General features: G+C 56.1%; 17 protein-coding genes. 5 read left to right on the top strand and 12 right to left on the bottom strand.

Features of this window, described 5'->3' with window-relative positions; all coding sequences use genetic code 11:
• Nucleotides 1-151 precede the first annotated feature (151 nt).
• From H144_RS0105170 to H144_RS0105155, 4 genes are all read right to left on the bottom strand, one after another.
• Nucleotides 152-3175: a T9SS type A sorting domain-containing protein gene (locus H144_RS0105170; RefSeq protein ID WP_169409367.1), complete on the bottom strand. Its 3024-nt coding sequence runs from the start codon at nucleotides 3173-3175 to the stop codon at nucleotides 152-154.
• A 39-nt stretch (nucleotides 3176-3214) separates the two neighbouring features.
• Nucleotides 3215-4873, bottom strand: coding sequence for a RagB/SusD family nutrient uptake outer membrane protein (locus H144_RS0105165; protein WP_019940976.1), 1659 nt, complete (start codon nucleotides 4871-4873; stop codon nucleotides 3215-3217).
• A gap of 12 nt (nucleotides 4874-4885) precedes the next feature.
• On the bottom strand, nucleotides 4886-8332 hold the full coding sequence (locus tag H144_RS0105160) for a TonB-dependent receptor (RefSeq protein ID WP_019940975.1): 3447 nt from the start codon (nucleotides 8330-8332) through the stop codon (nucleotides 4886-4888).
• Between the two features lie 190 nt (nucleotides 8333-8522).
• Nucleotides 8523-9533 (bottom strand): FecR family protein, encoded by a 1011-nt coding sequence (locus H144_RS0105155; RefSeq protein WP_019940974.1) that lies wholly within the window; start codon nucleotides 9531-9533, stop codon nucleotides 8523-8525.
• Between the two features lie 146 nt (nucleotides 9534-9679).
• Between H144_RS0105155 and H144_RS0105150 the strand changes: the two genes are divergently transcribed.
• Both H144_RS0105150 and H144_RS0105145 read left to right on the top strand, forming a co-directional pair.
• A complete protein-coding gene (locus H144_RS0105150) occupies nucleotides 9680-10279 on the top strand; it encodes a sigma-70 family RNA polymerase sigma factor (RefSeq protein WP_019940973.1) in 600 nt (199 codons plus the stop codon).
• Nucleotides 10280-10440: 161 nt separating this feature from the next.
• Nucleotides 10441-11139 (top strand): DUF421 domain-containing protein, encoded by a 699-nt coding sequence (locus H144_RS0105145; RefSeq protein WP_019940972.1) that lies wholly within the window; start codon nucleotides 10441-10443, stop codon nucleotides 11137-11139.
• Between the two features lie 102 nt (nucleotides 11140-11241).
• Here H144_RS0105145 and H144_RS31430 read toward each other — a convergent pair whose 3' ends face one another.
• From H144_RS31430 to H144_RS0105100, 8 genes are all read right to left on the bottom strand, one after another.
• Entirely contained in the window at nucleotides 11242-12471 is a 1230-nt protein-coding gene (locus H144_RS31430; RefSeq protein WP_019940971.1) for a mandelate racemase/muconate lactonizing enzyme family protein, read from the bottom strand.
• A gap of 21 nt (nucleotides 12472-12492) precedes the next feature.
• Nucleotides 12493-13914 carry a sulfatase family protein gene (locus H144_RS31425; RefSeq protein ID WP_169409366.1) on the bottom strand — a complete coding sequence of 474 codons (1422 nt, stop codon included), beginning with the start codon at nucleotides 13912-13914 and terminating at the stop codon, nucleotides 12493-12495.
• Nucleotides 13915-14017: 103 nt separating this feature from the next.
• Nucleotides 14018-15817: an arylsulfatase gene (locus H144_RS31420; RefSeq protein WP_019940969.1), complete on the bottom strand. Its 1800-nt coding sequence runs from the start codon at nucleotides 15815-15817 to the stop codon at nucleotides 14018-14020.
• 23 nt (nucleotides 15818-15840) lie between these two features.
• Nucleotides 15841-17274, bottom strand: a complete 1434-nt coding sequence (locus H144_RS0105125) for a sulfatase family protein (RefSeq protein ID WP_211220673.1) — start codon at nucleotides 17272-17274, stop codon at nucleotides 15841-15843.
• Between the two features lie 96 nt (nucleotides 17275-17370).
• Nucleotides 17371-17613, bottom strand: a complete 243-nt coding sequence (locus H144_RS0105120) for a hypothetical protein (protein WP_019940967.1) — start codon at nucleotides 17611-17613, stop codon at nucleotides 17371-17373.
• A 216-nt stretch (nucleotides 17614-17829) separates the two neighbouring features.
• Complete coding sequence (locus H144_RS0105115) at nucleotides 17830-19287, bottom strand: RagB/SusD family nutrient uptake outer membrane protein (protein ID WP_019940966.1); 1458 nt, start codon at nucleotides 19285-19287, stop codon at nucleotides 17830-17832.
• 18 nt (nucleotides 19288-19305) lie between these two features.
• Nucleotides 19306-22551, bottom strand: a complete 3246-nt coding sequence (locus tag H144_RS0105110) for a SusC/RagA family TonB-linked outer membrane protein (RefSeq protein WP_019940965.1) — start codon at nucleotides 22549-22551, stop codon at nucleotides 19306-19308.
• 179 nt (nucleotides 22552-22730) lie between these two features.
• Entirely contained in the window at nucleotides 22731-23609 is an 879-nt protein-coding gene (locus tag H144_RS0105100) for a DUF1684 domain-containing protein (RefSeq protein ID WP_033402363.1), read from the bottom strand.
• A 243-nt stretch (nucleotides 23610-23852) separates the two neighbouring features.
• Here H144_RS0105100 and H144_RS0105095 point away from each other — a divergent pair, with 243 nt between their 5' ends.
• From H144_RS0105095 to H144_RS0105085, 3 genes are all read left to right on the top strand, one after another.
• Nucleotides 23853-24701: an AraC family transcriptional regulator gene (locus H144_RS0105095; protein WP_019940962.1), complete on the top strand. Its 849-nt coding sequence runs from the start codon at nucleotides 23853-23855 to the stop codon at nucleotides 24699-24701.
• Between the two features lie 82 nt (nucleotides 24702-24783).
• A complete protein-coding gene (locus tag H144_RS0105090) occupies nucleotides 24784-26115 on the top strand; it encodes an amidohydrolase family protein (RefSeq protein WP_019940961.1) in 1332 nt (443 codons plus the stop codon).
• Nucleotides 26116-26242: 127 nt separating this feature from the next.
• Nucleotides 26243-26818: a hypothetical protein gene (locus H144_RS0105085; RefSeq protein ID WP_019940960.1), complete on the top strand. Its 576-nt coding sequence runs from the start codon at nucleotides 26243-26245 to the stop codon at nucleotides 26816-26818.
• Nucleotide 26819: the final 1 nt, after the last annotated feature.

Here is a 26819-nt window from a genome sequence, read left to right as displayed (position 1 = left end):
CTTGCTAGGGACTTATTACGGATTAAATAAAATAAATAGCCTTTAAAAAAGCGTTAACCTCCTTTGTAGAAATAATCCATATCGCATCACAAAAAAACGTCTGTAAATCAGGTTCACAGACGTTTTGCATTACTAATTTAACCTATTCCAATCAGTTTTTACTGAATCTGGTATTTTGGACCGTCCCATCCGCGGATTCCACTTCCACGATGTAGTTTCCCGCGCGCAGCGGCCGGATGCCCGGTACCGAAATCACTTCGGCCGGATTGGTATAACTTCTTGAAAGCATGCATTTTCCGCTCATATCCACGAGCCGCACCATCACCTTCCCTTCCAGTGACTGGTTGAGCCGGATGTTCAGCTCGTCAGTGCCCGGATTGGGGTAAATGTTGATGCGCGATTTGGATTCGTCGGCGTCGCGGTAGTTTACCGGCCTGATCACCGAGTTTTCGGAAGTTCCGTCGAAATCCACCTGTTTCAGTCGATAATAGTTGATCGCCCCGCCGACAGGCACGAGGTCGTGGTAGGCGTAGGTTTTTTCTTTGGAAGAATCCCCTGCGCCCGGCACCTTCCCGATCGCCTTGAATGCCTTGCCGTCCGTGCTGCGCTCGATCACAAATTCCTTGTTGTTCGTTTCATCGGCCGTTTTCCATTGCAGCAAAGTGCCGGTATTGGATTTTTCGGCCGTGAAACTGATGAGCGTCACGGGTAATGTCGTGTTGGTCAGCTCCACGATGACGGCGTCGGCATTAGGCACGGTAATGGAGAATGTGCCCTGCACGTTGGTGGCGGCCTGCCGCACATTCTGCGCACCGCTGAACAGTTCGCGGGTGGAATAATTGTCCGTCCCGCTCAGGCCCGCACGCTGCAAATCGATGTTGAACGCCTTCGCCGTACCGCCGTAGTTGAAAATGGCAAGGTACGATTTGGTACCGATCGTTTTCACAAACACCTCATTGGCCTGGTTGCCGGTATTGCCCTCCACGGGCGTAAATACGGTGCCATGGTGCGCGAGGTTCAGCAGATCCTCGTTTTGCAGGAGCGTTTGCGCCTTCGCGGTCCAGGCGCCGGTGGCAGAGAAATCGTCGCCCGTCACGAGCGTACCCGTTACGATGCCCGACGCGAAGCGGGCGCGGTTTTCGCCGTCCGTTTGCGTGCCGAAAACGAGGTGGTCGGCATCGAGGTAGTTGTAAATATGCTGCTGCCACCAGCCGTAGCTCGTGCTGTTGAGCGTGTAGGCGGTTTCGTTAATATCCTTGTACGCGTCGCATGCGATCCTGCGCATGTGTGCGTAACGGCCGGTCGCGAGGTTGGGCGAAATGGCGGCGTACACGAGCATTTTGCCGTCGAGCTGGTCGGTGAGGTATTCCATCCCCTTCCGGTAAGCTTCCATGCCCGTGTGAATGGTATTGTCGTAATAGCTGTCCGCTTCAAGCGACGCGTGGCCGAGGAAATCGATTTTAATCATTTCAAAACCGCAGGCGATGAACTTGCCGATCACCATCGCGAGGCGGGCTTTCGTACCCGGATGCGTCGGGTCGAGCGCATAGGCACCGTCGAGCTCCACCGGGCTGCCGTTCACCTTCGTCCAGGCGTCCTGATAGTTGTAGGTACTGCCCTCCATCTGCCGGCCGAATTTGCCCCAGTCCACGAACGGCGCCCAGTAAATGCCGGGCTTAAAGCCCTTGCTTTTGCAATAGTTGGCAAATTCGGTGAGGTCATTGAAATTACCGTTCAACCCGCCGCCCGACATATTATCCCAATAAGAATCCAGATCGATGTAGAGCGTATTGTCGCTGTTGCGGAAATCGGGGGTGCCTGTCGCGAAGAAATCCACGACCGACCTGGCTTTCGGCAGGTTGATCGACGACTGGATGGCACCCCAGCTATTCCAGCCGAAGGGCGTCCCGGCTGTCCAGTTGAAAATGTAGCGCGGCTCCGCCAATGCATTTGCTTGCCCGAATGTATCGAACCCGGCACGCCAGTCGGCGCCGTAGCTCACGAGAATGCGCGGTGAGCGGCAGGCGGTTTGCCCTACCGACACCCAGCCGTGGCCGCGTTTGTCGCGGGTGATGCTTTCCTGCGTCCAGCCGGCCACTACCGCCACATAGTTGGTCGTGCTTCTGCCCTCGCCCACGAGGTTCACGCCCGTTTTCCATACCGAATGCTCCACGGAGCCTATCACGACGCCCTTCCGGGTTGCATTATCGTAAATCGCGCCCGCTTCCGAGCTGAAAAAATTGGCATAACGCACCTCTTTCGCATCATAGCGCACCCAGGCATCATTATCGAACGGCACGAACAAGGCGCGCCGGTCGGTATTGGACTGGATATCCACGTAATTGGAAACGAGCGGCGTCATTTTGTAGGAGTTGGAACCGTTGCCGGTCAGTACCAGCTCGGTGAAGAAATGTTCCTTGCCTGTGTAGGTGTAAAAAACCTGCTGCATGCCGATGCCGCCGCTTTTGGTCATCGTGATCACATGCTTCGTGCCGTTGCCGAACGCGTCGTTCACAGGCGCCGAGGAATAGGTGCGGCTGGTAAAACCCGTACTCTCGTGCAGCTGGTCGGAGTTGGCGCTGGCCGTGGCTTCGCCGATCACTTTCACGTTGTTGAAATACACCGAATAATGCCCGTTGGCCAGGTCGTAATCGATGCGGTTGTTGGTACCGAATGTAATATGCTGGATATTCGGCGCATTCATGGGCGAGAAGGCGATCTTATCGATGTTCGGGCCGTAGCCGTTCGGGTTATCGAGGCGGATGCTGTTGCTGCCCGCATTCAAAACGATGCCTACGGCAATGGAAGCCGGTGTAGACCAGCCGCCCGATGCGGGGCAGGAAACGACGATCGGCGTGCCGCCATTGGGGGTCGCATTGATCGTCCGCGGGTCGCCGGTGCTGTATGTGACGGTCAGCTTGTAGGTACCCGCCGCAGCCACATTCACGGGGACCACCACGGCGCCATTGCCGAGGTTACCCACCTGGCTCCCGCCCGAGCAGCTGCCGCATCCCTGGATGTCGGCGCCATTGGAAAGCACGCCGCTCTCGGCTTCAAAGGTTTGGGCGGATGCGTGGGTTTGCGCGAGCAGCAATGCGCCCAGGCAAAATGCGCCCACGCTGCCGAACGGGCGGCGCAGTGCCTTCCCGTTCAGCATGGAACGTAGTTTTTTCATACCTAATGGTTTCAGGTTAATGTTTTTCAAAAACGGAGGTTAGTACCCGGCATTCTGCTTCAATGCTCCACCCGACGCCTGGATTTCGCTTTGCGGGATGGGCTGCCAGTAGTTTTTGTCCTGGAATTTGCGCCCCGCCAGTGCGATGATCTTCACATATTCGATCGAGCCGTCGGTTTTCTTTTCGGGCCTGACGCCGTAGGCCGGCACGTTCTCAGTCACATTGGCGATTTTCCAGCGGCGTACGTCGAAGAACCGGTGCTCCTCGAATGCCAGCTCCACGCGGCGCTCGTTGCGGATGCGTTCGCGCATGGCCGCCTGCGTGAGGCCGGCCGGCAAATCGGGCATACCGGCACGTTTGCGGAGCTGGTTAATGGCGCTGTACACCGTAGCGTCCGGGCCGGAAGCTTCGTTGCGCGCCTCGGCGTAGTTCAGCAGGATTTCACCGTACCGGATGTATTTCCAGGGCTGGGTGGCCGTCTGGTTGGCATTGCGGATCGGGCTTTGGTCATTAATGAATTTGTATACATAATAACCCGTCTTCGTCGTGTTCCAGTTTTCATTGCCATCCTTGCTATCCTGCCCGCCCGGGACGAATGTCTCCACTTTCCGCTCGCGGTAAGGGGCGCCGTTGTACAATACGCTCATTGTCAGGCGCGGATCGCGGTTTTTATATGGCTCCTTCGGATTATAGCCAGATTTCGGATCGGTGATTTTGGTACCGTCCATCATTTCGTAATCGTCCACCAGGTTCTGCAACGGTGTATTGCCGGCCCAGCCGCCGTAGCCGTTCGGGCCGTTCACGAGTTCGAGGTTGGTATGTTCGTTGGTAGGCGAATACAACCGGATGAAAATATCTTCCGAAGTATTATTGGTAATAAAAAGCTTCCGGTAGTCATTGTACAGCGAGAATGCATTCTTGTCCATCACCGCCTTCGCAGCATCGGCGGCTTTCTGCCATTTGGCCGCGTCGGTCTGGTCGTTGTTGTACAATGGGCTTGCCGCGTAAAGCAGCAGGCGGGCCTTCAATGCCAATGCGGCATTTTCGGAGCCTCGTCCGGGGATCGCCGGCGAGCCTGCCAGGCCGGACGCAGCGGCATCCAGCTCGGTAATGGCATAGGTAAGGCTTTCTTCGATGCTTTTGCGCTGGTACAATTCGGTATAATCGCGGTCTTCGAGCGTGTATACCTTGTCGCCGATCACGGGAATACCGCCGAAATTGCGGATCAGATCATGGTAGCGGTAAGCGCGGATAAACCGCAGCTCGGCCTTCAACCGCTTCTTGCCCGACTCGCTCATCGGGACCTTATCGATATTCGCGAGCCCGTAGTTGCATTCGCGGATGCTGCGGTAGCCCCGGGTCCAGGTGTTGGAAATCCAGCCCGTCCGGTCCGGCGCGGCATTACCCTGCTGCACGAAATAGGTGTCGTTATCAAAGTTGCAGATCGACTCGTCCGTCACCGAACTCATCCACGCATCTTCGAACCCGCGCCCGAAACCCGGCTTATCGCCCTCCGTCGATAGCTGCACGCCCACATAACGGCCTACTACATACGCATCGGCCAACGCGGAGTCGGCCCAGATGGCCTGGTCGGAGATAATGTCGGTCGGTCGGGTGTCGAGGAACGCGTCGTCGCAGGCGGTGAGCAGCCCCGTGGCGCCGGCCAGTATGCTTAATATCAGTTTATTCAATCTCATGTCTTTTCAGTTTTAAAATGTCACGTTCAGGCCCACGTTATAGATCTTCTGCTGGGGATAGAAGAATGCATTGCCATTGTCCCCTTCCGGATCGAAATCCTTCACCTTCGTGAATGTAAGCAGGTTGAACCCGTTGGTATAGATCCGCAAACCGCCCAGTCCGATTTTCGAAATGATGTGGGTTGGGACATTGTAGGCCAGCTCCACGTTTTTCAGGCGCAGAAAGGCGGTATTCTGGAACCAGAATGTGTTTTTATAGCTCCCGTTCACCCCCGTTCCCGTCCGCGAATCGATACGCGGCGAGTTGCCGTTCGGGTTGGAGGGGCTCCACGCATCCTCGGCCCGCGACTGCATCACGCTGCTGAACTCGCCCGCTTCCACCACCACATACTGCGCCACCCGCGCCTGGCCCTGTAAAAGCACATTCAAGCTGAGGTTTTTCCAGCCGCCGCCCAGGTTCACGCCATAGGTAACCTGCGGAATGTTGCTGAACTCCGAACGGATACGGTCCGCGGCGTCGATCTTGCCGTCACCATTGTAATCCTCGTATTTAAGATCGCCCACGCCCGCGCCCGACACGTGCGGGTAAGCGTCCAGTTCCTGCTGATTTTTGAACACGCCGATGGCGCGGTACATCAGGTCTGCATTGGGGTTGCCGAGGTCGGAGCCGAGGGGCATGCCCGTGGCACGCTGGTAATCGAGCGTGTTGGGCGCTTCGTCGATGAAAATCACCTCGCTTTTGGCAAATGCAAAGTTACCGCCGATGTTATAGGTAAAATTGTTATGGCTGCCCGAATACTGGATCTGCGTTTCCACGCCGCGGTTATGCACCTCGCCGATGTTTTCTTTGGGGATCTGCGCCGAGCTGATGCCCGTCAATGCCGGGATACTTACATTGCGGCTGGCGAGGATATTCGTGCGGTTTTCGTAAAAAAGGTCGAGGTCGAAAGTCAGCTTTTTGAAAAGCGTCGAGTTGAGTCCCACATTGTATTTTTTCGCTACCTCCCAGGTAATGTTCGGGTTGGCGAGCAGCGAGTACTGAATGAGCGGCACATTGTTGGCATTGTTGCCCGTCGAGAAGGCGCCGTTGCGAACCTGGAAATTGTCGCGAAACTGGTTGGCATTCACGCGGTCGTTACCCAGCTCGCCATAGGAAGCCCTGATTTTCAGATCATTGACCGTATTGCCGGTCTGGAACCAAGGCTCCTGCGATACGCGCCAGCCCAGCGAAATGCCTGGAAAGAAGCCATACCGCTTACCCGGAGGGAACACCGACGATCCGTCGTAGCGCAGCTGTATTTCAGCCAGGTATTTACCTAAATAATTGTAGTTCAACCTTCCGAACACATTCCGGCGCGAGGTGCGGTAGCTGCTGCCGCTATTCCCGAAGTCGACCGGCTGTGCGCCGCCCTGGCTGAGGTCGGGCAGCTGGGTGGTAATAAAATTGTTACGCGAGGCGCTGAAAAACTCCTGCGTTTCGCGGCTCTGCTCGTAGGCGATGAACGACGAAAACGCATGGTCCCCGAAGTTTTTGGTATAGTTCAATTTGATATTACCTGTCAGAAGCGCCCGGTTGGTCTGGCTCTCGTACATCTGTGCCTGGGCAGGCCCGCCTAGCACGGTGCTGTACTGCCGCGTCGTTTTGTTGTATTGGTAAACGATCCAGTTGGTGCGCATTTCCTTCGTGAACGCAAAGCTCTGGTCGGCCGAGAAGAAACCGTCCACCGAAAGGCCCGCAACCGGCAGCTGGTAGCTAGCCCGCAGAATGCCGTTCGACACCGTGGTGGGGCTGTTGTTGGTACCGGCCAGCGTCGCCATCGCGATGGGGTTCTTGCCCTGCTCTACGCCTGCGCCCAGTTTCCCGTCGGGGTAATAGGCCGGCAGTGTGGGATAGGTCCTGTATAAAAATTCAAAAACGTTACTCGCCCCGAAACCGGCAATGTAGCTGCGGTTTTCGCGGCGCGTGGCCAGCTGTATACCGAAGCTGAGCTTGTCGTTTACATTCACATTAATGTTGGAACGGACGCTGTACTGGCGGTATTTGTTCACGCCGTTGCGGTAAAGGCCGTCCTGGTACAAAGTCCCGGCCGACACGAAGTAGTTGATCTTCTCCGTCCCGCCCGACACCGACAGGTTATGCTGGTTTTGCTTCGCCACGGGCTTCATGAGCTCTTTCACCCAGTTGGTATTGGGGTAATTGATCGGGTCGGAGCCGTCGCGGAATTGCTGGATCTCGGCGTCGCTGTACCGCTGGTTCATGCCGCCGGTCGGGTTGCGGTAGTAGTCGATCGTGTTCAGGATTCCCGCGTACGTAGGCGCGTCCACAAACCTGGGCAGGCGCGTGGGCTGCACAAAGCCCTGGTTGAAGGAATAGTCGAATCGCGGCTTGCCGGCGAGCCCTTTTTTGGTGGTAATCAAAATAACCCCGTTCGCTGCCTGCGCGCCGTAAATGGCTGCCGAAGCGTCTTTCAGCACCGAAATGCTCTCGATGTCGTTCGGATTGAGGCGGTCCAGCCCGCCGATCGCATTGGCGATACCGTCGATGACGATCAACGGATTGCTGTTGCCCGTCGTGGCACGCCCGCGGATCAATATATTCGACCCGTCCGAACCCGGCTCGCCGGAGCGGTTATTGGCGATCAGGCCCGGCAGCCGGCCCGCAAACGAGTTCGACACGTTGGCCTGCGGGCTGCGCGTAATTTCCGAGCCCTGCACCGTCGCCACCGAACCGGTAATGTTCTTTTTGGATTGCGTACCATACCCTACCACCACCACCTCTTCCAGCGACTTCGAATCCACTTTCAAAGTCAGGTCCACGACCGTCTGGTTGCCCACCGGCACTTCCTGCGACAGGTAGCCGACGAACGAAAATATGAGTACGGCGGCAGCCGGCTGATCGCCCGGAATGTCGAGGGTATAAGCGCCCTGCTCGTCCGTCACGGTACCGCGCTGCGAGCCTTTCAGCACAACGCTTACGCCGGGGAGTTTTTCGCCCTTGTCGTCCACGACAGTACCGCTGAGCCGGATATCGGCCACACCCGCGACCGCGACCGTCTGTGCAGCACCTGATGGCAGCATTTCCTGCGAAAACGACACTTTGCGGCTTCGTTTGAGGATAATCTGACCGTCGCCGGGCTGGTATTCGATCTGTAACGGCGCTAGGAGCTTTTCGAGCACGGCCGACAATTTTTCGTTGCTCGCATTGAGGCTCACCTTCGTGCGGACGGGGATAATGCTCCGGCTGTACGCGAAACGGACGCCGGCCAGGTTTTCCAACCGGTCGAGCGCATTCCCCAGCGTGATATTTTCAACCTGGATGCTCACATTCCTGGCCAGCAGGTCCTGCGCGCTGATGTTCCGCGCATACCCGCCCGCCGCGATCATCCCGATCAGGAAAAGCTGTAAAATCGATAACCGCATAATATGGTATGCCGTCTTGCTTTTTAGAAAAAAGTACATAAGTTTGAAATGGTTAATATGAACAATAGGACGCCTTGCATCACCTGCCAGTGATGATCCATCAAGGTCTTCGTTCAGGATCAGGGGTGGCTCCAACACTCCTGATTTTTTTTGAAGCCGGTATTATTTCAGTTGTCTGGATCTCTTCATAAGGGCGTAGATTGGTGTTAGGTATGGTTGGGTTTAAATGCTATTCCGAAGCGGCACATCCCTCGCCGCGGATCACGATTTCGTCATTTTGCATCTGGTAGTTCGCATCCACGATCTGCATCGTCATTTCCAGGATTTCCGATAACCTGTTATGGTCGAAAGTGGCTTTTACACGGCAATTTTCGAGATTAGGGTTGTCCAGGCGGATCTTGACGTCAAACTGTTCTTCGAGCCTTTTCACGACCTCCCCCAGCTTCGCATCGCGGAATGTGAGCGACACCGGCTGCCATACCGGCGCTTTCTGGGCCGTTTCCGGCACCTGTGCGCTCACCAGCTCGCCCGACGCCACCTTGAAAACCGCTTGCTGGTGCGGCAGGAGCATCACCTCCCTGCCCTTGTCGGCCGTGACGGACACTTTGCCCGTTACCACCGACACCTCATATTCCGCCTCGCCCTTGTTGGCCCGCACATTGAAGCTCGTGCCGAGCACCTTCACCTGCACCGATTCGCTGTGTACGTAGAAGGGGCGCGACGCGTCGTGCGTCACCTCAAAAAACGCCTCGCCTTCGAGGGAAACCTCGCGGGAATCGCCCTGGAAATCGTCTTTCGCGTAGGTAATGCGGGTACCGGGATTCAGCCAGGCTTCGGAGCCGTCGGGGAATGCATGCTTGCGGACCTGCCGCGTTTTATTCACAATGGCAATGGTGTCGGCACCGTGCCGGAAAATGGATTTGTTTTGGGACAACAAATACCAGGTCACCAGCCCTCCGATCAGCAATACCACCGCTGCCGCGTAATTCATGAAAACGCGCAACGGGGCCTGACGACCCTGCGACGGGCGTAATGGCACCACCGGCGCATCCCCCGGCGCCTGGCGGCGGATTTCGTCCTGCACCCTGCTTAGATGTCGCGGCTGGTCGAACGCCGCCCCGCTGCCGGTCTCCTCCGGGAGCGACGCGTACCATTCGTCTACCTGAAATGCTTCTTCCGGTGTGCACTGCCCATCGACGTACCGTTTGAGGAGCTCCGGTGATATATGTTTTTTGTTCATGGAATGTTCGCAACGACCTTTTATTTCAGTTCCCTACAAACAGGACGCACGGCAGCGCCGCATCCCTAGTGACTTTTGAAGAAATTTTATAACAAATACTATTTGAATCCTTATTACTTTTGAAACCAGTTGACTGACTGCACCCAATGAGTAAGGCTTATCGCGATAGAGACGACCTGGATTTATGGCTGCTGGCAAAGGTTTCGGACGATTCGCTGGCCTTTGCCGAGCTGCACCGCAGGTTTTCGGGCAGGCTTTACGCGCTCGCGTTACGCAAGACGGGCAGCAGTGAAGTGGCGGAAGACCTGGTGCAGGACCTGTTCGTGCATTTGTGGTTACAGCGGGCGGGGATTACCATTGAAAAAGCATTCAACCTCTACGTTTTCTCGGCGCTGAAAAACCGCATTATCTCGCATTTGCGGAAGCAGCTCGTGCAGCACACGATTTCACTGAACGACATCGACCTCGAAACGCTTTCGTCGCAATCGGCCAACCTCGTGCAGGAATGGCTCTCGCTGAAAGAAGTACAGGAAATTTACTCCCGCGAGCTGGCCGCATTACCCGAAAAAAGTAAGCAGGTATTCGAAATGAGCCGCAGCGGCGTGCCTAACCGCGAAATCGCCCAGCTGCTCGACCTCTCCGAAAAGACCGTAGAATTCCACATCAGCAAGTGCCTCCGCGTGCTGCGTACCAAATTCGGGTATGTGGTGAATGTGCTCGTGTGGGTGCTGGCGGGTATGATGTAGGGTGTGACCGCCGACTGCTGACCGCCGACGACCGTCCGACGAAGGCCGACCGCCGACGGCTGAATGTTGATGGCGGTCAGCGGTCAGTGATCAGCGGTCGGTGGTCAGCGGTCAGCGCTTCGGCACACATTTTGCACGTATAGTGGTAAACCATTCCACGTATGTTTGAAATAGCCGATCTGCGGAAAATCCTCCTGCACGACCACCCCGTTACCTTTCTGCTGGAAGTGGTGCTGCGGACGGTGATCATGTTCCTCATTATCCTCATCGCATTGCGCGCCTCGGGCAAACGGGGCATCAAGCAGCTATCCATTTTCGAGCTCGTGCTGATCATCGGCCTGGGTTCGGCGGCAGGCGACCCGATGTTTTACGACGATGTGGGCATTCTGCCGGCTTTTGTCGTATTCCTGGTCGTGATCTCACTCTACATTATCGTTACCCGCCTATCCGATCGTTTTGTCAAAATTGAAAAACTACTTGAAGGCGAGCCGCTGTATGTGATCCGCGAGGGCAAATTGCTGATGGACGCATTCCGCGATTCGGGGCTATCGCAGGACGAATTCTTCGCCGAACTGCGGCTGCGTAATGTCGAACACCTGGGCCAGGTGCGCACCGTACTCATCGAAACATCGGGGGAATTCAGCGTCCTCTTCTATGCTGACGACGATGTCCGCTACGGCCTGCCGATTTTCCCGGATAAGTTGCGGCACAAGGTCAGCAGCCATCAGAACCACGAATACATCGCCTGTGCCAAATGCGGCAGCGTGCGGAAGGCCGCACATTCCGAAAAGCTGCCCGTATGTCCGGAATGCGATGTTTGTGAATGGGTAGAGGCTTCAAATGCGAAGCGGGTCGGGTGAGGCTGCCGATTCTAGCCGCGGAGCGGCACCCTGTTTATAGCACCATGCAACCTGCATGCAAGGGGCTCCATCGGGGCCTCCTCTTGCGCATTTGCTATTTACTCATACCCCGTATTTCCGGATCAAATCCGCATTCAACACATGCCCCAGCCCGGGCGCGTCGGGCACGCGGATATGCCCGTTCTCGAACCGTTCGATGGGCGAGAGCAGCTCCGCCCGCCACGGCACTTCGCCGTAGGCGTATTCGAGAATGGAGAAGTTCGGAATAGATGCGCATACCTGGACGCTGGCGGCCGTGGAAACGGGGCCGCTGGGGTTATGGGGCGCAATGGCGATGTTGCCGGCCGTTTCGGCCAGTGCCGCGATGAACCGCAGCTCCTGGATGCCGCCACAATGCTTCACATCGGGCATGATCACGTCGAGCGCGCGCGTGGCGATCAGCTCCGCGAATCCCTGGCGACCGAATATCGATTCGCCCCCGGCCGAGGGCTGCGCGGTCGCATCGGTGATGGCGCGCGTTTCGGTGGGGAATTTCTGCGGGTCTACCGGCTCTTCAAACCAGTAGAGACGGGCTCTCTCCAAGCGTTTGGCCGTGGAAATGGCGAGCTCCTCATTTAAATGGCTATGTACGTCGATCAGCAGGTCGATGTCCGGCCCGATGGTTTTCCGCACGGCTTCGATGCAGCCCACGGCATAGTCGATATCCGAAGCGATCTGTTTTTCGTCCGATGTTTTCAAGGGCTTCATGTCGTCGAAAGGCGCCAGTTTTAAGGCTTTGAAGCCACTTTTCAATGCGTTTTCCGCATTAGCCTGGAATGCGCTCACCAGCCGGCGGCCATTGGCGTCGCGCTGGTTGGTGGCCCGGTTGATATTGGCATACACCTTCAATTCATCGCGCAGCTTTCCGCCCAGCAGCTCGTACACGGGCACGCCGAGCGCCTTTCCTTTCAGGTCCCACAACGCATGCTCGATGGCGCTGAAAGCCGTAACAGCGATCTTGCCCCGCTCGAATGCCTTCTGAAACCCGCGCTGCCGGTACTGCTCCACCGCGAACGGCGACTCTCCTTTGACCAGTTGAAACAAATCTTTCAGTTCCGCCCGCAGCTGGCTGACGCCGTCCTTTGCCGCCGCCGAAAACCCGTGCGAGGCTTCGCCCAGGCCCGTGAGGCCCTTGTTGGTGACGAGCTCCACGAAATGCCAGTTGCCCCGCTGGTTCACCTTCACTTCATGAATGCGGATATCGGTGATGGTAAGCCTGTTGTCGGCATCGGGAATACCGAGCGACAAAGCGGGTAGTAATGCGGTGCCTTTCAGAAAATCTCGGCGGAACATGGGCATGGGGGTTGGTCAAATCTAATTTTCAGGTGCGATGGGCAACGGCAGATAATCGCGGTTCAAAATCATCCATTCCTGCAAACGGGCTTTCAGATCATGCTCGACGGCCGCTACTTCCGCTCTGCCGGAGAGATTGTTCGTCTCGTCGGGATCGGCTTGCAAGTCGTAGATTTCGAACATTTTACGGCGTTCTGCAAAGAGCAGTTGGTCGAACTTCTCGTCCAGTTTGCCCTCGGCGTGCTGCTGTTTCAATTCCAGCCAGAAAGGCTGCCCGGCAAAGTCGACGGGATGGTAAGGGATCTGCCAGATCGCGTTGTAGATCAGCTTGTATTTTTTGTTGAAAATGGTCCTGCCCAGGTCGAAATTGGAGGAGTTGGTCGGTAACCCCTGCCCGTGCGCACCGCGAACGGCGAAAATGTACTCGTGACCGCCCTGCCGGGGATCGGTAAATGCGGAAGTGAGGCTTTTGCCGGTGATTTCTTTCGGGACGGGCACGCCGGCGACGGTGAGAAACGTGGGCGCTATGTCGATGCCGGACACGAGCGCGTCGCTTACCTGCCCGGCTTTGATCAGTTTCGGATGCCGGATGATGAGCGGCACGTGAATGCCGAGGTCGTACAAGGTGCCTTTGCCGCGCAGCAATGCGCCGCCATTATCGCCGATGAACACGACAAGCGTATTTTCTTCCAGCCCGCGTTTCTTCAGATCGTCCAACACCCGGCCTACGTCGCTGTCAAGGCGCTGGATTTCGCCCAGGTAGGATGCAAAATCGGCGCGCACGCCTTTGGTGTCCGGCCAGTGTCTGGGCAATGTGAGCGACTGCGGATCTGGTTCGAAGTTTTTGGCATTAAAAATCCGGTGCGGATCGCTGTAACCCACCTGTACGAAGAATGGTTTGTCCTTGGGCGCCTTGTCGAGGAATTCCGTGTATTGCTGGAAAATGCTGTCGCGGTTGCCGGTGGCATTCAGGTAATCGACGCGATTTTTGAAGGTTTCGAGGCCATATTTTTCCAAAACGGCTACCGTTTCAGGCACGCGGCGGTTGCCGTCGAGGTGGAAATTGCGGCCGAGAATGCCGGTATGGTAGCCACCTTTGCGCAGCAGCTCGGGATAAGACGTCACCGAGGCGTCGAGCGGGGCCGAAAAGCGGGTCATCTGCACGTCGAGCGTGTTACGTCCCGTCATGATGGCCGCCCGCGAAAGCACACATTGGGGCGCAGTCGTGTACGCACGTGAGAAACGGATCCCCTCGGCCGCCAGCCGGTCGATATTCGGCGTTTTGATCTGCGGGTAGCCATAGCTGCTCAAAAACGGCGCGCTATGGTCGTCGGAAACGATCAGGACAATGTTGGGAGGCTTGGGGGCAGTCTTCTTCTGGGCGCTGGCCTGCCACGTTACGGCATGCAGGAGCGCGGTGGCGAACAGGAGTTTTTTGAGCATAGAGATTTTGTTTTTGACGGCTGACCGCTGACCGCCGTTTTCGGGATTATGTTTTTTGTGGCTTTCTAAATTTGTCAGAGCTGTTTCGATGCACATCGGCATTTCAATTACCTGAAACCGACCGCCCTATTTCCAGATAATATGGCCCCGTTACGCCTCCCGGCCCTTCAAACCAGGACTCTACGACATAATCGCCTTTCTTTAACCACACGTTCGGAATAGTTACCGCATGGCCGTCGCCCTTCGCGAGCGCGCTGCGTTGTACGTGGCCGATGCGCACGAGACTGCGTGTGCCTTTGGCAATGGTACCGGTGTGGATAGAGCGGAGGTGATAGAAGCCGTCCTCCGCGATGGCGATATTCCAGTAACCGGTGGCTTTGTCGGCCAGCCAGGCGCCCATGTTGGTACCGCCCAGGTCCTGGCGGGTAAGAATCGAGAGCGGTTCGTGCGTGGAGCCTACGATCACGCGCCGGGGCGTGAGGTTCGGACTGTTTGAAATGTCGGTAAAAATGCTGTCGAGGCCTTTTTTCAATTGCCGTGCCAATGCGGGCTGCGATTGTACGAGGTTGTTTTGTTCATACGGGTCCTTGTCCAGGTCGAACAGTTCGAATGTGTTCAGGTCGTCGCCGTCGGCATTGACGGCTACCAGTTTGAAATGGTCGCGGTAAAAGGCGGCATTGCGGTATGGTTCCGTCCAGCCGCGGTTCCAGGCATTGTAAAAGCTGCGCGGTGCCGGGGCCAGCCTGCCCTGGATGGTTTTCAATGCAGAACGACCGTCGGTTCTGATGTGGGCGGGCAAAGGGATTTTCGCCGCTTCGAGCAGGGTAGGGAGCACGTCGATATGTGCCGTTAATGCATTCACTTCCTTATTTGCTTCGAAAAGCCCGGCACCCGAAATCAGGAACGGTACGCGGGTACCGCCTTCCCAGGCCGAGCCTTTCAGGCCCCGAAAACCGGTGTTGAAGCGCAGCTGCTGGTTGCCATTATCGGTGAGGAAAATCACGATCGTGTTATCTTCCAGCCCCTGTTGTTTAAGTTCGGCGAGAATGCGGCCTACATGATCGTCGATATTGGTGGCCATGCCGTAAACCTTGCGGGCGGCGGCCTTGTCGGCGTCCGTCATGTTGGCCCAGGCTTTGCCCTCCTGCCTGTCGGTTTCCGTGTCGAATGCGAGGTCCTTGTACATATCCTCATACTTTTTCGGCAGTTGCAGCGGCGTGTGCGGCGCGTTGTAGGATACATACAAAAAGAATGGCGCCGACCGTTTTTCGCGCAGGAACTGCACCGCCTGATCGGTGAACACATCCGAACAATAGCCCTGCCGCTGCACCTTGCGGTCGTTTTCCGCTAATGTGGTATTGAAATAGCTGCTGTCGGTGCGGATAAAATTCTCGTAAAAATCTCCCGGCTGCCCTACCCCGCCGCCGCCGTGAACGAGGCTGTATTGAAATCCCTGGTCCGACGGCCTGAACGGATAGTTATCGCCCAGGTGCCATTTGCCGACGATACCCGTTTTATACCCGTTTTTGGAAAGAATTTCAGCCAACGTGACCTCCTCCGCCGCCATAATCGCCCCGCCGTTGTAGGTGTCGTGCACGCCCGTACGCTGGTGGTAGCGGCCCGTGAGCAGGCTCGCACGCGTGGGGGCGCATACGGGAGAGTTGTGGAAATTCGTTAATCGCGTCGAGCGGGCCGCAAGCCGGTCGATATTCGGCGTTTTCACGTGCGGGTTGCCGGTGAAACCGAAATCGCCGTAGCCCTGATCGTCGGTCATGATGAGGACGATGTTGGGTTTTTGACCGACGACTGCTGACGGCTGACCGCCGATGTTGGGTTTTTGACCGACGACCGCTGACGGCTGACGGCCGAGTGCGGGTGGGTGACCGGCGAGGGCTGTTAACATTATTAGTGACCAAATGATCCGTTTCATTTCGCTTCCTGCTTTTTGGGATACACCTTATCGATGGAAGCGCCCTCGTCGCCCTGCTGCTTCATCCAGGCTTCGAGCCCGGTTTTCAATGCGGCAATGCGCTGAGCATATTGCGGATCGGCTGCCAGGTTTTTCAGCTCGAACGGGTCTTTTTCCGTATCATAAAATTCCACTGCCGGGCGGTGCTCGAAACGTTCGGTGATCTTTTTGGCATTCGGGTCGGTCGTATCGTCTACCCACGAAAACCACACGGTATTGCGATCCTTGCGGTTGCGGTCCATCATGAATCGGTTGTAATACGGCTTGTCGGGCGTCAGGTTGAGGATCAGCTTATAGCGATGGTCGCGGATGCTGCGGATGGGGTACGGGTCGCCTTCGGGAATGTTGTTGTGAATGCCATAAGCGTAGCTGCGTGCCTCCTTGCTTTTGCCTGAAATGACGGGTAAAAAGCTGCGCCCGTCAAGCCCCGCGACCGGTTTGCCCCCGGCAATGTCGATCAGCGTCGGGGTAATGTCTTCATATTGTACCAATGCACGCGTTTCGGTGCCCGGCTTCACCCTACCCGGCCATTTTACGAGCATCGAGCTGCGCTGGCCCGTGTCGTACAGGTTCCATTTAGCCCCAGGGAACTGCGCCCCCTGCTCGCCGAGGAAGATCAGGATCGTGTTTTGGTCCTGGCCGGTCTCTTTCAGCAATTTCTGAATATCCCCGACCTGGTTATCCAGCCGCCGCACTTCGGCGAGGTATTTTACAAATTGCCGGCGTGTAACGGGCGTATCCACCCAGTTCGCGGGCAATTTCAGCTTTGCCGCGTCGAATTCCGTCGTGTCGCCTACCGTCCACGGCGCGTGGGGGTTAATGCTCATCACAAACAGGCAGTACGGCTTATCGCCGGTGGTGATATATTTCTTCACGTCGTCGAGGCGGTAATCGTCCGTCGGGGCCACGCAGTTGGGTTCAAAACCGTCGACGATGTCGAACGGGAACACGGTTTTCGGCTTGGTTACGTGGTCTTTACCGGTGAGGCCTACCCGGTACCCCTGGTCGGCCAGGTAATGTCCCACGCTTTTCAGATGGTCGTACACCGGCTTGTGGTTTTGGAACGAGCCGTGACGCACCGGGTACAAACCCGTGAAAAGCGACGCGCGCGTAGGCACGCACATCGCTTCGGAGGCAATGAGGTTATGGAATTTCAACCCGTCCTTCGCCAATGCGTCGATGTGGGTCGTTTTCAGGTTCTGCCCGCCATAGCAGCTCAGCTGGCGACTGTCGAGGTCGTCGGCCATAATAATGATGATATTGGGGGCCTTACCGGCGGGATGCCTGGTGTCGTTGGTGGACTCAGCGCCGACGGCCGAAGACCGACCCACAACTGTGTACATTAAAATCAGTACGGTGAGCGGAATGCAAATGCTAAAAAGGTTGCGCATGGTGATTGGAACTTCGGTGGCTGTTCCGGTCTGTATAAGGTTTAGATTTTAAAAAAAAGAGTCCGTCAATGCAAATAACTACTGATTCACAAGCATTTAAAGTGGCGCGATTTCCGGCTCGTCCAGCAGCACCTCCTGGCGGGAACGGATGCGTTCCACCAGCGAATCATAATGCAGCAGGCCCGACGCTTCCACCACGAGAACGCCCACAAACTCGCGTCCGCGGCCGATGATGTTCAATCGCTGTATCCTGACGCCCTTCACCGATTCCACCAGCGATGTGATGTGATGCACACTCAGTGTTTCGGGGTATGTGAGTTTAAGTTGATAAGTTTTCATACGCCTCGTGATTATGTCTTGTTGTTCCTAGTTCCGATTAATAATCTATTAAAATTATAGATTTAATATACAAATATAACAAAATGAAAAATCCAGCCTTGCTTAATTGCTCAAAGATCTGGGAAGATACCACTAGCCCCGGACTTAAGTCCGGGGCAATGGATGCTGGTGCGAGCGCCGCCATCCGGGGCAGTGGATGCTGGTTTGGGGGATGGCTTAGTCCAGGAGTGCCTTGTTGGTAATGATTTCTGTGTTGGGCAACGGAAAAACATAGTTGCTTTGCGATGGCACCACCTCGGGGGCAATCAGGCCATTGCCGGATTTGGCCGGGAACGGGGAGCGCGTTCGGAGGATATCGATCGACCGGAAACCTTCGCCCAGCAATTCAATCCGCCTTTCTTTGAGGATTGTCGCCACCAATGCCTGCTGTGTACCGGTGGCTTCTTTCGGGAATTCGTAGGCGGCGTCGGAGCGGTTGCGGACGGCTTTGAGCAATGCGGTGCCCGTAGCCAGGTCGCCCGTGCGGGCTGCGGCTTCGGCGTAGTTCAGCAATATTTCCGGATAACGGAGAATGGGCAGGTAGTCGAGGAAGGGCGACGGCTTCGCGTATTTCGTCAGGAATTGTACACCTGACGCCGTGCGTGCGAACGTGCGGCGGAGGTCGGCGGTGCGCCATTCGGTATCGCCCCAGATGCCCGTCGGGTTGAGGTTATATTCCGAATTGGCATTGATCACATACGGGAAGGATGTCTGGCCAGTCACGTTGTCAAGCTCCGTCATTGGTACGGAAAGGATCGACTCCGTGCTCGTGTAATTGGTCGTAAAAATCTCGACGATATTGCCCAGCTGGTGCTTTACGCCCGTTGCGGCCGTGAACGGCGCTGCGGCGGAAACGATCTTTTTCGCTTCCAAGACGACCTTACCATATTGGCCGCTGTTCAGATATACCCTGGTTTTGAGTGCAATGGCGGTGTTGCGGTGGGCGCGCGTCGTGTTCAGCAATGCGCTGCTGTAAGTTAACGGCAGGTCCGCTTCCGCTTCGTCGAGATCCTTGATGATCTGCGCGTAGATTTCCGCAACGGTGCTGCGTTTCAGGTCGTTGTTGGCCGTGGTGGTTTCGGCCTGCAAGCGTAACGGCAGCCCCTTGGAAGCGCCCTGATCCTCATTGAATGGCCGCGCATAGGCGGTTACCAATGCAAAATAGCTTAATGCCCGCACGAATTTAGCCTCGGCAATGTACTGTTTCGCAAGCGTTTCGCTTACCACGCCCGGATGTTCGCCGATACCCTTGATGAGGATATTGGCATTGTTGATCGTCTCGTAACCCTGCGCCCAGAAGCCCGCGATGAAGTTGGAACTCGCATTGAGCGTGTGGTTCCAGGCCTCGAAAGCCGTAAACGTATTGCTCGTCCGATTGATAAATTCCTCCCCCCTCACCTCCGAATAGGTATAATAATTACCCCCGTAAAAATTACCGCCCTTCGCCGATTTGTAAATACCATTCACAAGCCCGAGAATGCGCTCCGGCGTCTGGAACGCGTTGGCACCCGTAATGGACGTTTCGGGAACCGGATTGAGCAATTTGTCGGAATCGCACGATGGCAGCAACATTGCAAACGCCACCGAAAAGCCCCAGCCCAGCGACCTGCGGCCGATTTGATTAAATATTTTCATGATTTTAATACCTGATAATTAAAAACTGACATTAACACCCAGCGTGAACGTCCGGGCCTGACCTACCGAATTCTTTTCCACACCCGGCGTCGTATTGGAATTTCCGTTCACCGACGATTCGGGATCGGTACCATTGTAATTCGTCAGCAGGAAGAGGTTCGATCCCTGCGCGTAAATGCGCACCGGCCCGATGCCCGAGTTGCCGAACGCCGACGCCGGCAAACGGTAGCCGAGCGAGAGGTTTTGCAGCCGCAGAAAATCCGCCTTTTCCGCATTGGTGGACACCGGGAATGAGGAACCGCTCGAAAGCTGGTCGTTATACACGAGGCGCGGGATGTCGGTCACGTCGCCCGGTTTCTGCCAGCGTTGGAGGATTTCCGTCGAGTTGTTGTAAGCGCGCTGGTCGAGCAGCGTGGCACGGGTGCCGTTCATGACGTAGTTGCCGCCTGCGAACGAGAAATTAATGCCTGCATCGAATGCACCGTATCTGAATGTATTCGAAAAACCGCCGTACCATTTCGGCAGCGCGTCGCCGATGAGGTAATAATCGGCACCGGTGATCGCCGCCGCTTTCGAGCCGTCCAGGTAAGTCCAGTTGCTTTCGCCAGGACCGACGATCTGAGTGTACTGTACCTTTTCGCCTTTCGCATTAATGAATATCCGCCGACCGTTCTCCGGGTTCACGCCGGCCGTTTTGGCACCGTAAAGGCTTCCTACCGAATGCCCTACGCGTGTCACGTTAGTGGTTTCGTAGGAAACGTGCGTCGTTCCCACAATGTCGGTATTACCGTCCGAGAGCGCCGTGACCTTATTTTTCAGTTTGGTAAAATTCACCGAGGCATTCCAGGAGAATTCGCCCGAACGGATAAGGTTCGCCGAAATGCCCAGCTCGATACCGCGGTTGAACATGGCCCCTACATTACGCAGGATGGAATTACCGGGGATACCTTTTGATATAGCCTGCGGTGCGCTGAGGATCAGTCCGTCGACATTGTTGTCAAAATAGGTAACATCCACCTGAATGCGGTCGTCGAACAGGCCCAGATCGGCGCCGATGTTGGTCTGCCGGCTCGTTTCCCACCCCAGGTCGGCGTTGCCCGCCTGCGAGATCGCCCACGTAGGCGCGCTGCCGTACAAGCCGCCGTTGTACAGTTCCAGCGACCCGAACGCGTTGCTGATATTGCCGTTTCCGACGCGCCCCCAGCTAGCCCGCAGCTTCACCGAGCTCAGCACCGACGCCAGCCGCAGGTTTTTATAAAACTCCTCCTCCGACAATGCCCAGCCCGCCGAAACGCCGCCGAAATTGCCGTACTTTTTATCGAAACCCAATGCCGAGTTACCGTCCCGGCGGAAATTCACCGTCACGAAATACCGCTTCGCCAGGTCGTAGCTCACCCGCGAAAAATACGACAGGTAGGCCCGCTCGTCGAGCACATTGTCCGACGCCGTGATCGAGCCCCAGTTGCCCTGGTAATTTTCGAAAAACGGATCGGCCCCCTGCGACCGCGACGCACCCCACGACGAATTATTGAATTTCTGTACATCATAACCCGCCAGTACCGACACCGAATGCTTGCCGAAGGTCGGCGTGAATGTCAGCGTGTTGGTCCAGTTCCAGTTGTCGCGCAGCGCCGACACATTGACCGCATTGCCTTTGGTAGAATACCCGTTGCCCTGCAGGGCGCTGTCGAAAGTCTTTGTTTCGGTGCGCAGCCGGTCGATGGCGTAGCTCGTGCGGAATTGAAGGTTTTTCAAAAGCTGCGCCGTAGCCCCGAAGCTGCCGATAATGCGGTCGTTCGAGGAGGTGTAATGGTTCTTGTCCAGCTGCGCCACGGGGTTGCCCCAGTTGCTCACGACCTGGTTGTTGCCCATCCCGATCGTGTTAGGGCTCGCCGGGTTGATGTTGTAGGAACCGTCGGGGTTATACGCGGCCACATTGGGCGGCAGCGCGGTTGCGAGGCGCGCGAGGCCGACGAGGAAGAAGTTCGAGCCGGGCAGCGAGCCTGCGTAGGGAGAGGCGTTGTTGGTGGTATTGTATGAAACGCTTCCGTTCAGTTTCAGCCAGCGGTTCACTTCCTGGTCAATATTAAAACGGGCCGATTTACGGTCAAACTCGTTGGCGCGCAGGAACCCGTTCTGCTTGCTGTAATTGGCTGAAAAATAGTAGGTAGTACTCTGCGTACCACCGGAAACGCTCAGGTTATGGTTGTGCGACACGCCCGTGCGATAAATGTAGTCGTACCAGCGCGTATCGATCGGCGAACCGTCGGGATTATTGTTTTGAAAAAACAGTGCTGCGGGTACTTTGTCATTATGCTCATTTCCTCCTAAAATCTTGGCATTCAGCACCGCCTCGTTCTTGATCGCGATGTATTGTTCCGCATTCAGCAACTTAGGCAGGCGGGTAACCTCCGAAACACCGGCCCACGATTCGATATTGATCCGCGGCTTGCCGGTTTTACCCCTTTTGGTCGTGATGAGCAACACGCCCGCGGCGGCACGAGACCCGTAAATAGACGTCGAAGCAGCATCTTTCAGCACGTCGATCGACTCGATATCGGCCGGGTTAATGTCGCCCAGCGGGTTGTTCGGCACGGCCGTGCTCGTCGACACATTGCCCGTATTAATCGGGATGCCGTCCACCACGACCAGCGGGTACGAGCTGAGCGAAATCGAGTTCACGCCCCGGATGCGGATGACAGGCGGGTTGTTCAGCACGCCATTCGGCTGGGCAATGCTCACGCCGGCCGCGCGTCCGGCCAAAGCCTGGTCGAAGCTCTGCACCGGCTGCTCCCTGATCGCCTCGCCTTTGAGCCGAACCGCCGAGCCTGTAAACTCGCTTTTCGTTTGCGTGCCATACCCCACGACGACGATCTCGCTCAGCTGCCGGGTATCGGGCGCAAGCTCCACGGCCAGCTGCGACTGCCCGCCCACTGCTTTTTCAATGGAAGTATAGCCGATAAACGAAATGACGAGCGTCGCGTTCTCCGGCGTAATGAGCTGGTACTTACCATCTTGATCGGTAATGGTACCATTGGAAGTGCCCTTCACGATTACGGACACGCCCGGCAGCGGCTGGCCGGATTCCTTATCGCGGATCACACCCGAAACAGGCTTGTCGGCCGTGATCAAAACTGCCGGCAATGGCCTCACAGCATATACCTGGTCCGGCGTGGCCATCCCGAGCAGCAGCGCCGCCAGCGCACTTCGGGCCACGTTACCGTAGTAATATATACGTAAATTGGGGTTGTAAGGTTTTATCATATCAAAATGGGTTTTGAAATGGATTTGAGATTAAAAAAAGACATAGAAAGGCACCCCGGCAGCCGGCGTCAGGGCAAAGTCGGGCAGGCACGAACGCACCTGAAAAGCAGGGGCGCCGTGGCCTTGCAGGCCATCCGAAAATGGTGGCCCGCAAGGCATGCTATCAGAAAATCAGCGGATTAATGGTCGCCGTACCGCTTCTCCCCTGCCACAACGGCCAGGGTGAGTTTGTTCTGCTTCGGCGGCAGCGGACAGGTTGCATAAGGGGAGAATGCGCAGGGCGGGTTGATCGCCTTGTTGAAATCGAGCCAGGCGGTGCCGTCCGCCTCGACAGACGAGTACAGGAAGCGGCCCGAGCCGTAGGTTTCGTGTTTGTTGGTCTGGTCGGCGAAGATGATGAACAGGCTTTCCGGCTTGCCCACGGCGTCGAGGTTGTATTCCTTCCCGTCGACGGTAAACACGAGCTTGCCCGGCGAAACCTGGTCGTCGGTACGGCCGGTAATGTCGGTAATGGACACGGTGCGGCCTTTGGTAGGAACGAACTGTGCTTTCACACGCCATTTCTCCTGCACGGGATAGCGCTCGATGCCGCTGAACCCTTTCAAATACTCGCTTTCAAGATCGCGCAGGCGGATTGCATACTTCTCGCCGCGTTTGATCACAAACCATCGGAGCGAGCCGTGGCGAAGCGTGACGGGTTTTCCATCCGGGAAAATGTCGAGCTCGGTCACAGGCTTATCGCCCTGGAAAATTTCGGCATCCGGCCTGGCTTTCAGCGTGATATGGCCCTTATCGAGGGTTATCTCACCCAGCGACGGGCGACTGCGCTCGCTGGGGAAGAGGATGTCGTTTTCCTCCGCTCCACCGAAGGTATTTTTGCCTTCTTTGAGCCAGAATAGCCCCGCCAGGTTCAGCCAGCCCGATTCGGCTTTCAGGCTTTCGATCCGTTTCTGGTGCCAGTCGCGGATCTGTTCCTCGTAAGTATTGTCGGTTACGGCAAATGCGCTCAGCAACCACGCCGCCGTCAGCCCCAGTAGATGATAAACGTACCTTTTCATGTTCAGGTGTTAGTTAAGTGGCACATACTTCCTTTGTCCCCGAGGGGTAGCAGGAAGCGTTGAATGGTGGTGGCTGGTGTGCAAATTTAAATAAACTATTTAGTCTACCAATTTAATAGTTTAATATTTTTTAAGAATGCTATTTTGTCTTGGCAGAACACAGTTTCGACCATCAAAAACCCGCATTTTGCCTTACAATAAGAACAGGGAACCCCCTTGCGGCATTTTTTGTAATTTCAGTTCATGAACACAAAAACGGTTTTCCCTACCCTGGGCATCGATGCTTTCGACTCTTCTGCGGAGTCGGGTTACAAGCTGCTGCGCCATGAGGTGGATGGAAAAAGCCGGATCGAAAAGCCGCACAAGCATGATTTCTTTATGCTTTTTGTCGTCCGAGAAGGGCTCGGCACGCATTCAATTGATTTTGAGGACTATGCGGTGCGTGACCGGCAGGTGCATCTGCTATTTCCCGGCCAGGTGCATCGGTGGGAGCTTTCCCAGGACACCACCGGCTTTCAGTTGATGGTCGGTCGTCGGGCGTTCGAAACCTCTTCGAATTTCCTCCGGTTGTCGTTTATTCTCTACCGCAGTCACCAGGTCATCGACTTGCCGGAAGCGGTGTTCGAAACCTTGTGCTACGAGCTCGAAGCGCTTGAAAAAGAACTTGCGGCATCGTCCGTGGATTGGGATATGGTACAACTTCGCAGTCGGGTGGCATTGCAGCTGGTAAGCCGCGAGGCGGAGCACATTTTCGACGATATCGGCGCTTATCGCGCTAATCCGATCCTTCCAAGATACCACGCCCTGGTGGACGCGCATTTCAGGACGCACAAGAACGTAGCCTTCTACGCCGATCAGCTCAACATCTCCCCCAATTACCTTAACATTCTCTGCAAAAGACACTTACACGTCCCTGCCACTTTCCTGATCCATCACCGGGTCGGCCTGGAATCGAAGCGGCTGCTGCTCGTTTCGGGGCAATCGGCGAAGGAGATCGCTTTCGAACTGGGTTTTAGCGATCTTCCGCATTTTTCCAACTTCTTCAAGGCTCAAACAGGCCTATCGCCACGCGCATTCAGGAATCAGTTATAAAATTCACAAGTTATGGCATAAATGGCGCATCGTTGGAATGCGCTTACGGGACTAATTTTGCAAAAACCTTAATCCCAGGCACATGACTTCCATTTCCCGCAAAACATTTATCCAAAGTTCCGGCCTGCTGCTTGCCGGCGAGATCCTGGTGAAAAAACCAGCCGCACAAGCCTCCGAACCGGGTGACCAAGCCGCACAAACCGCTGCGAAGAAGTGGTCGCTCAAAAATGTGCGGCTGGAAACGGGGTTCGTCTGGGACGAAGGCGAAGTGACCGGCACCGAAACCGGCCTCTTCCGCGTCGACATCGAGGATGGAAAGATCAAGGCCGTGCTGCCGAACGACCCGAAAGCGGACGCCGTCGACGCCAAAGGCCAGCTCATGCTCCCGGCGTTCAGGGATATGCACATTCATCTGGATAAAACCTTTTACGGCGGCCCGTGGAAAGCGCGCCTGGCCAAAAACCGGAGCGTGAAGGACATGATCGCGTTTGAGCAGAAGACATTGCCCGAACTGCTGAAAACCTCCACCTACCGCGCCGAAAAGATCATCGAGCTGCTGCAATCGAAAGGTACCAGCTTCGCAAGAAGCCACGTGAACATCGAACCGACTTCGAAACTCGATTCCCTGAAAAACCTCCAACGCGCCATCGAGAACAAGAAAGGCACGTTCGGGGCCGAGCTCGTCGCGTTTCCGCAGCATGGCGTTTTTTATTCGCATTCGGAGCAATTGATGAAGGAGGCCGCTGCCATGGACATCGATTTTATCGGCGGTCTCGACCCGAATGCCATCGATGGAAGCGTCGAAAAGCAGATCGATTTTATCGTACAACTGGCGCTGGACCACGGTAAAGGCATCGATATTCACCTGCATGAAGGCGGAGAGCCGGGTTTGAAAACCGTGCAATACCTCACGCAGAAAGTATTGGAAAACCCTGCACTGGCCGGTAAAACTTTCCTGAGCCATTGCTTTGTACTGGCCAGGCTGGACAAGCCGGTATTGGAAGAAACCGCCGAAAAACTGGCCCAGGCTCGCGTAGGAGTCATTTCTACCATCCCATTCGGCAGCACCATCATGCCCATCCCGACGCTCTACCGCCATGGCGTCAGTGTGATGACGGGGAACGACAGCATCGTGGACCACTGGAATACGTTCGGGTCGGGCAGCGTACTGCAAAAGGCCAATCTCATGGCGCAATTATACGGTCAATCGACGGAGCTGGACCTCTCGCGCTGCCTGAAACTGGCGACGGGCGACATCCTGCCGCTTGATGAAAAAGGAAAGCAGCAATGGCCCAGGGCCGGCGACGCGGCGAGTGTCGTGCTGGTGGATGCAAGTTGCTCGGCCGAAGCTGTTGCCCGCATATCGCCCGTAACCGCGCTGGTGCACGAGGGGAATGTCGTTTTCAGGAAGTAAGGCGGTGGCGTTTCGCAAGCTCCGTCAACCAAGGGGCCGAATTACTTTGCCCGGAAGGAACAGTTTTTTATCTTACCGTCGTGAAACGATTGTGTAACCGGCCCCGCCTTTCCCCCTGAAATCTCACATGACACCTGTCTATAAAACCTTTTTTCTCCTCTTAATCAGTTGCTTAACATGCTGGTCGTGCCGGGATACGGAGCGGGAACGGCAGCTTGCCCAGCGCGAGCAGCTTCTGCTTCAAAAAGAACAGGAGTTCGCCATCAAGGAGGCTGATTACAAGGCGCTTGTGCGGATGCGTGACAGCGTTTTCGCGCAAAAAAGCGATACGGTGATCATCCGGACCTGGCCGGACGACCTCGCGGGCATGTGGACGAGTAAATCCATATGCCGGGAATCGAATTGCACGGAATATGTGATCGGCGACCAGCGGTCCAATGCCTGGGAATTCGTGAGCGACTCCACGGGCCTTTTCACGCGGGTTTTTAATAACAATAAGCTGATCCGGGTGTACGCCGCAAGCTACGACAGCACAGGCATCCGGCTGCACTACCGGAGCGATTCTTCCGCTGCCAAATTGACCGAGATGAACGTAGAGCTCGGCCGCTCGGGCAACCTCATGAAGGGTATGCAGACGATCGGTATCGACAATGCCTGTACCGCCAAATTTTCGGTTGAACTGACCCGCCTCACAACCCGATAGC

This window comes from Dyadobacter beijingensis DSM 21582 (genome assembly GCF_000382205.1).
GTDB lineage: Bacteria > Bacteroidota > Bacteroidia > Cytophagales > Spirosomataceae > Dyadobacter > Dyadobacter beijingensis.
This window is presented reverse-complemented; position numbering and strand designations above follow the sequence as displayed.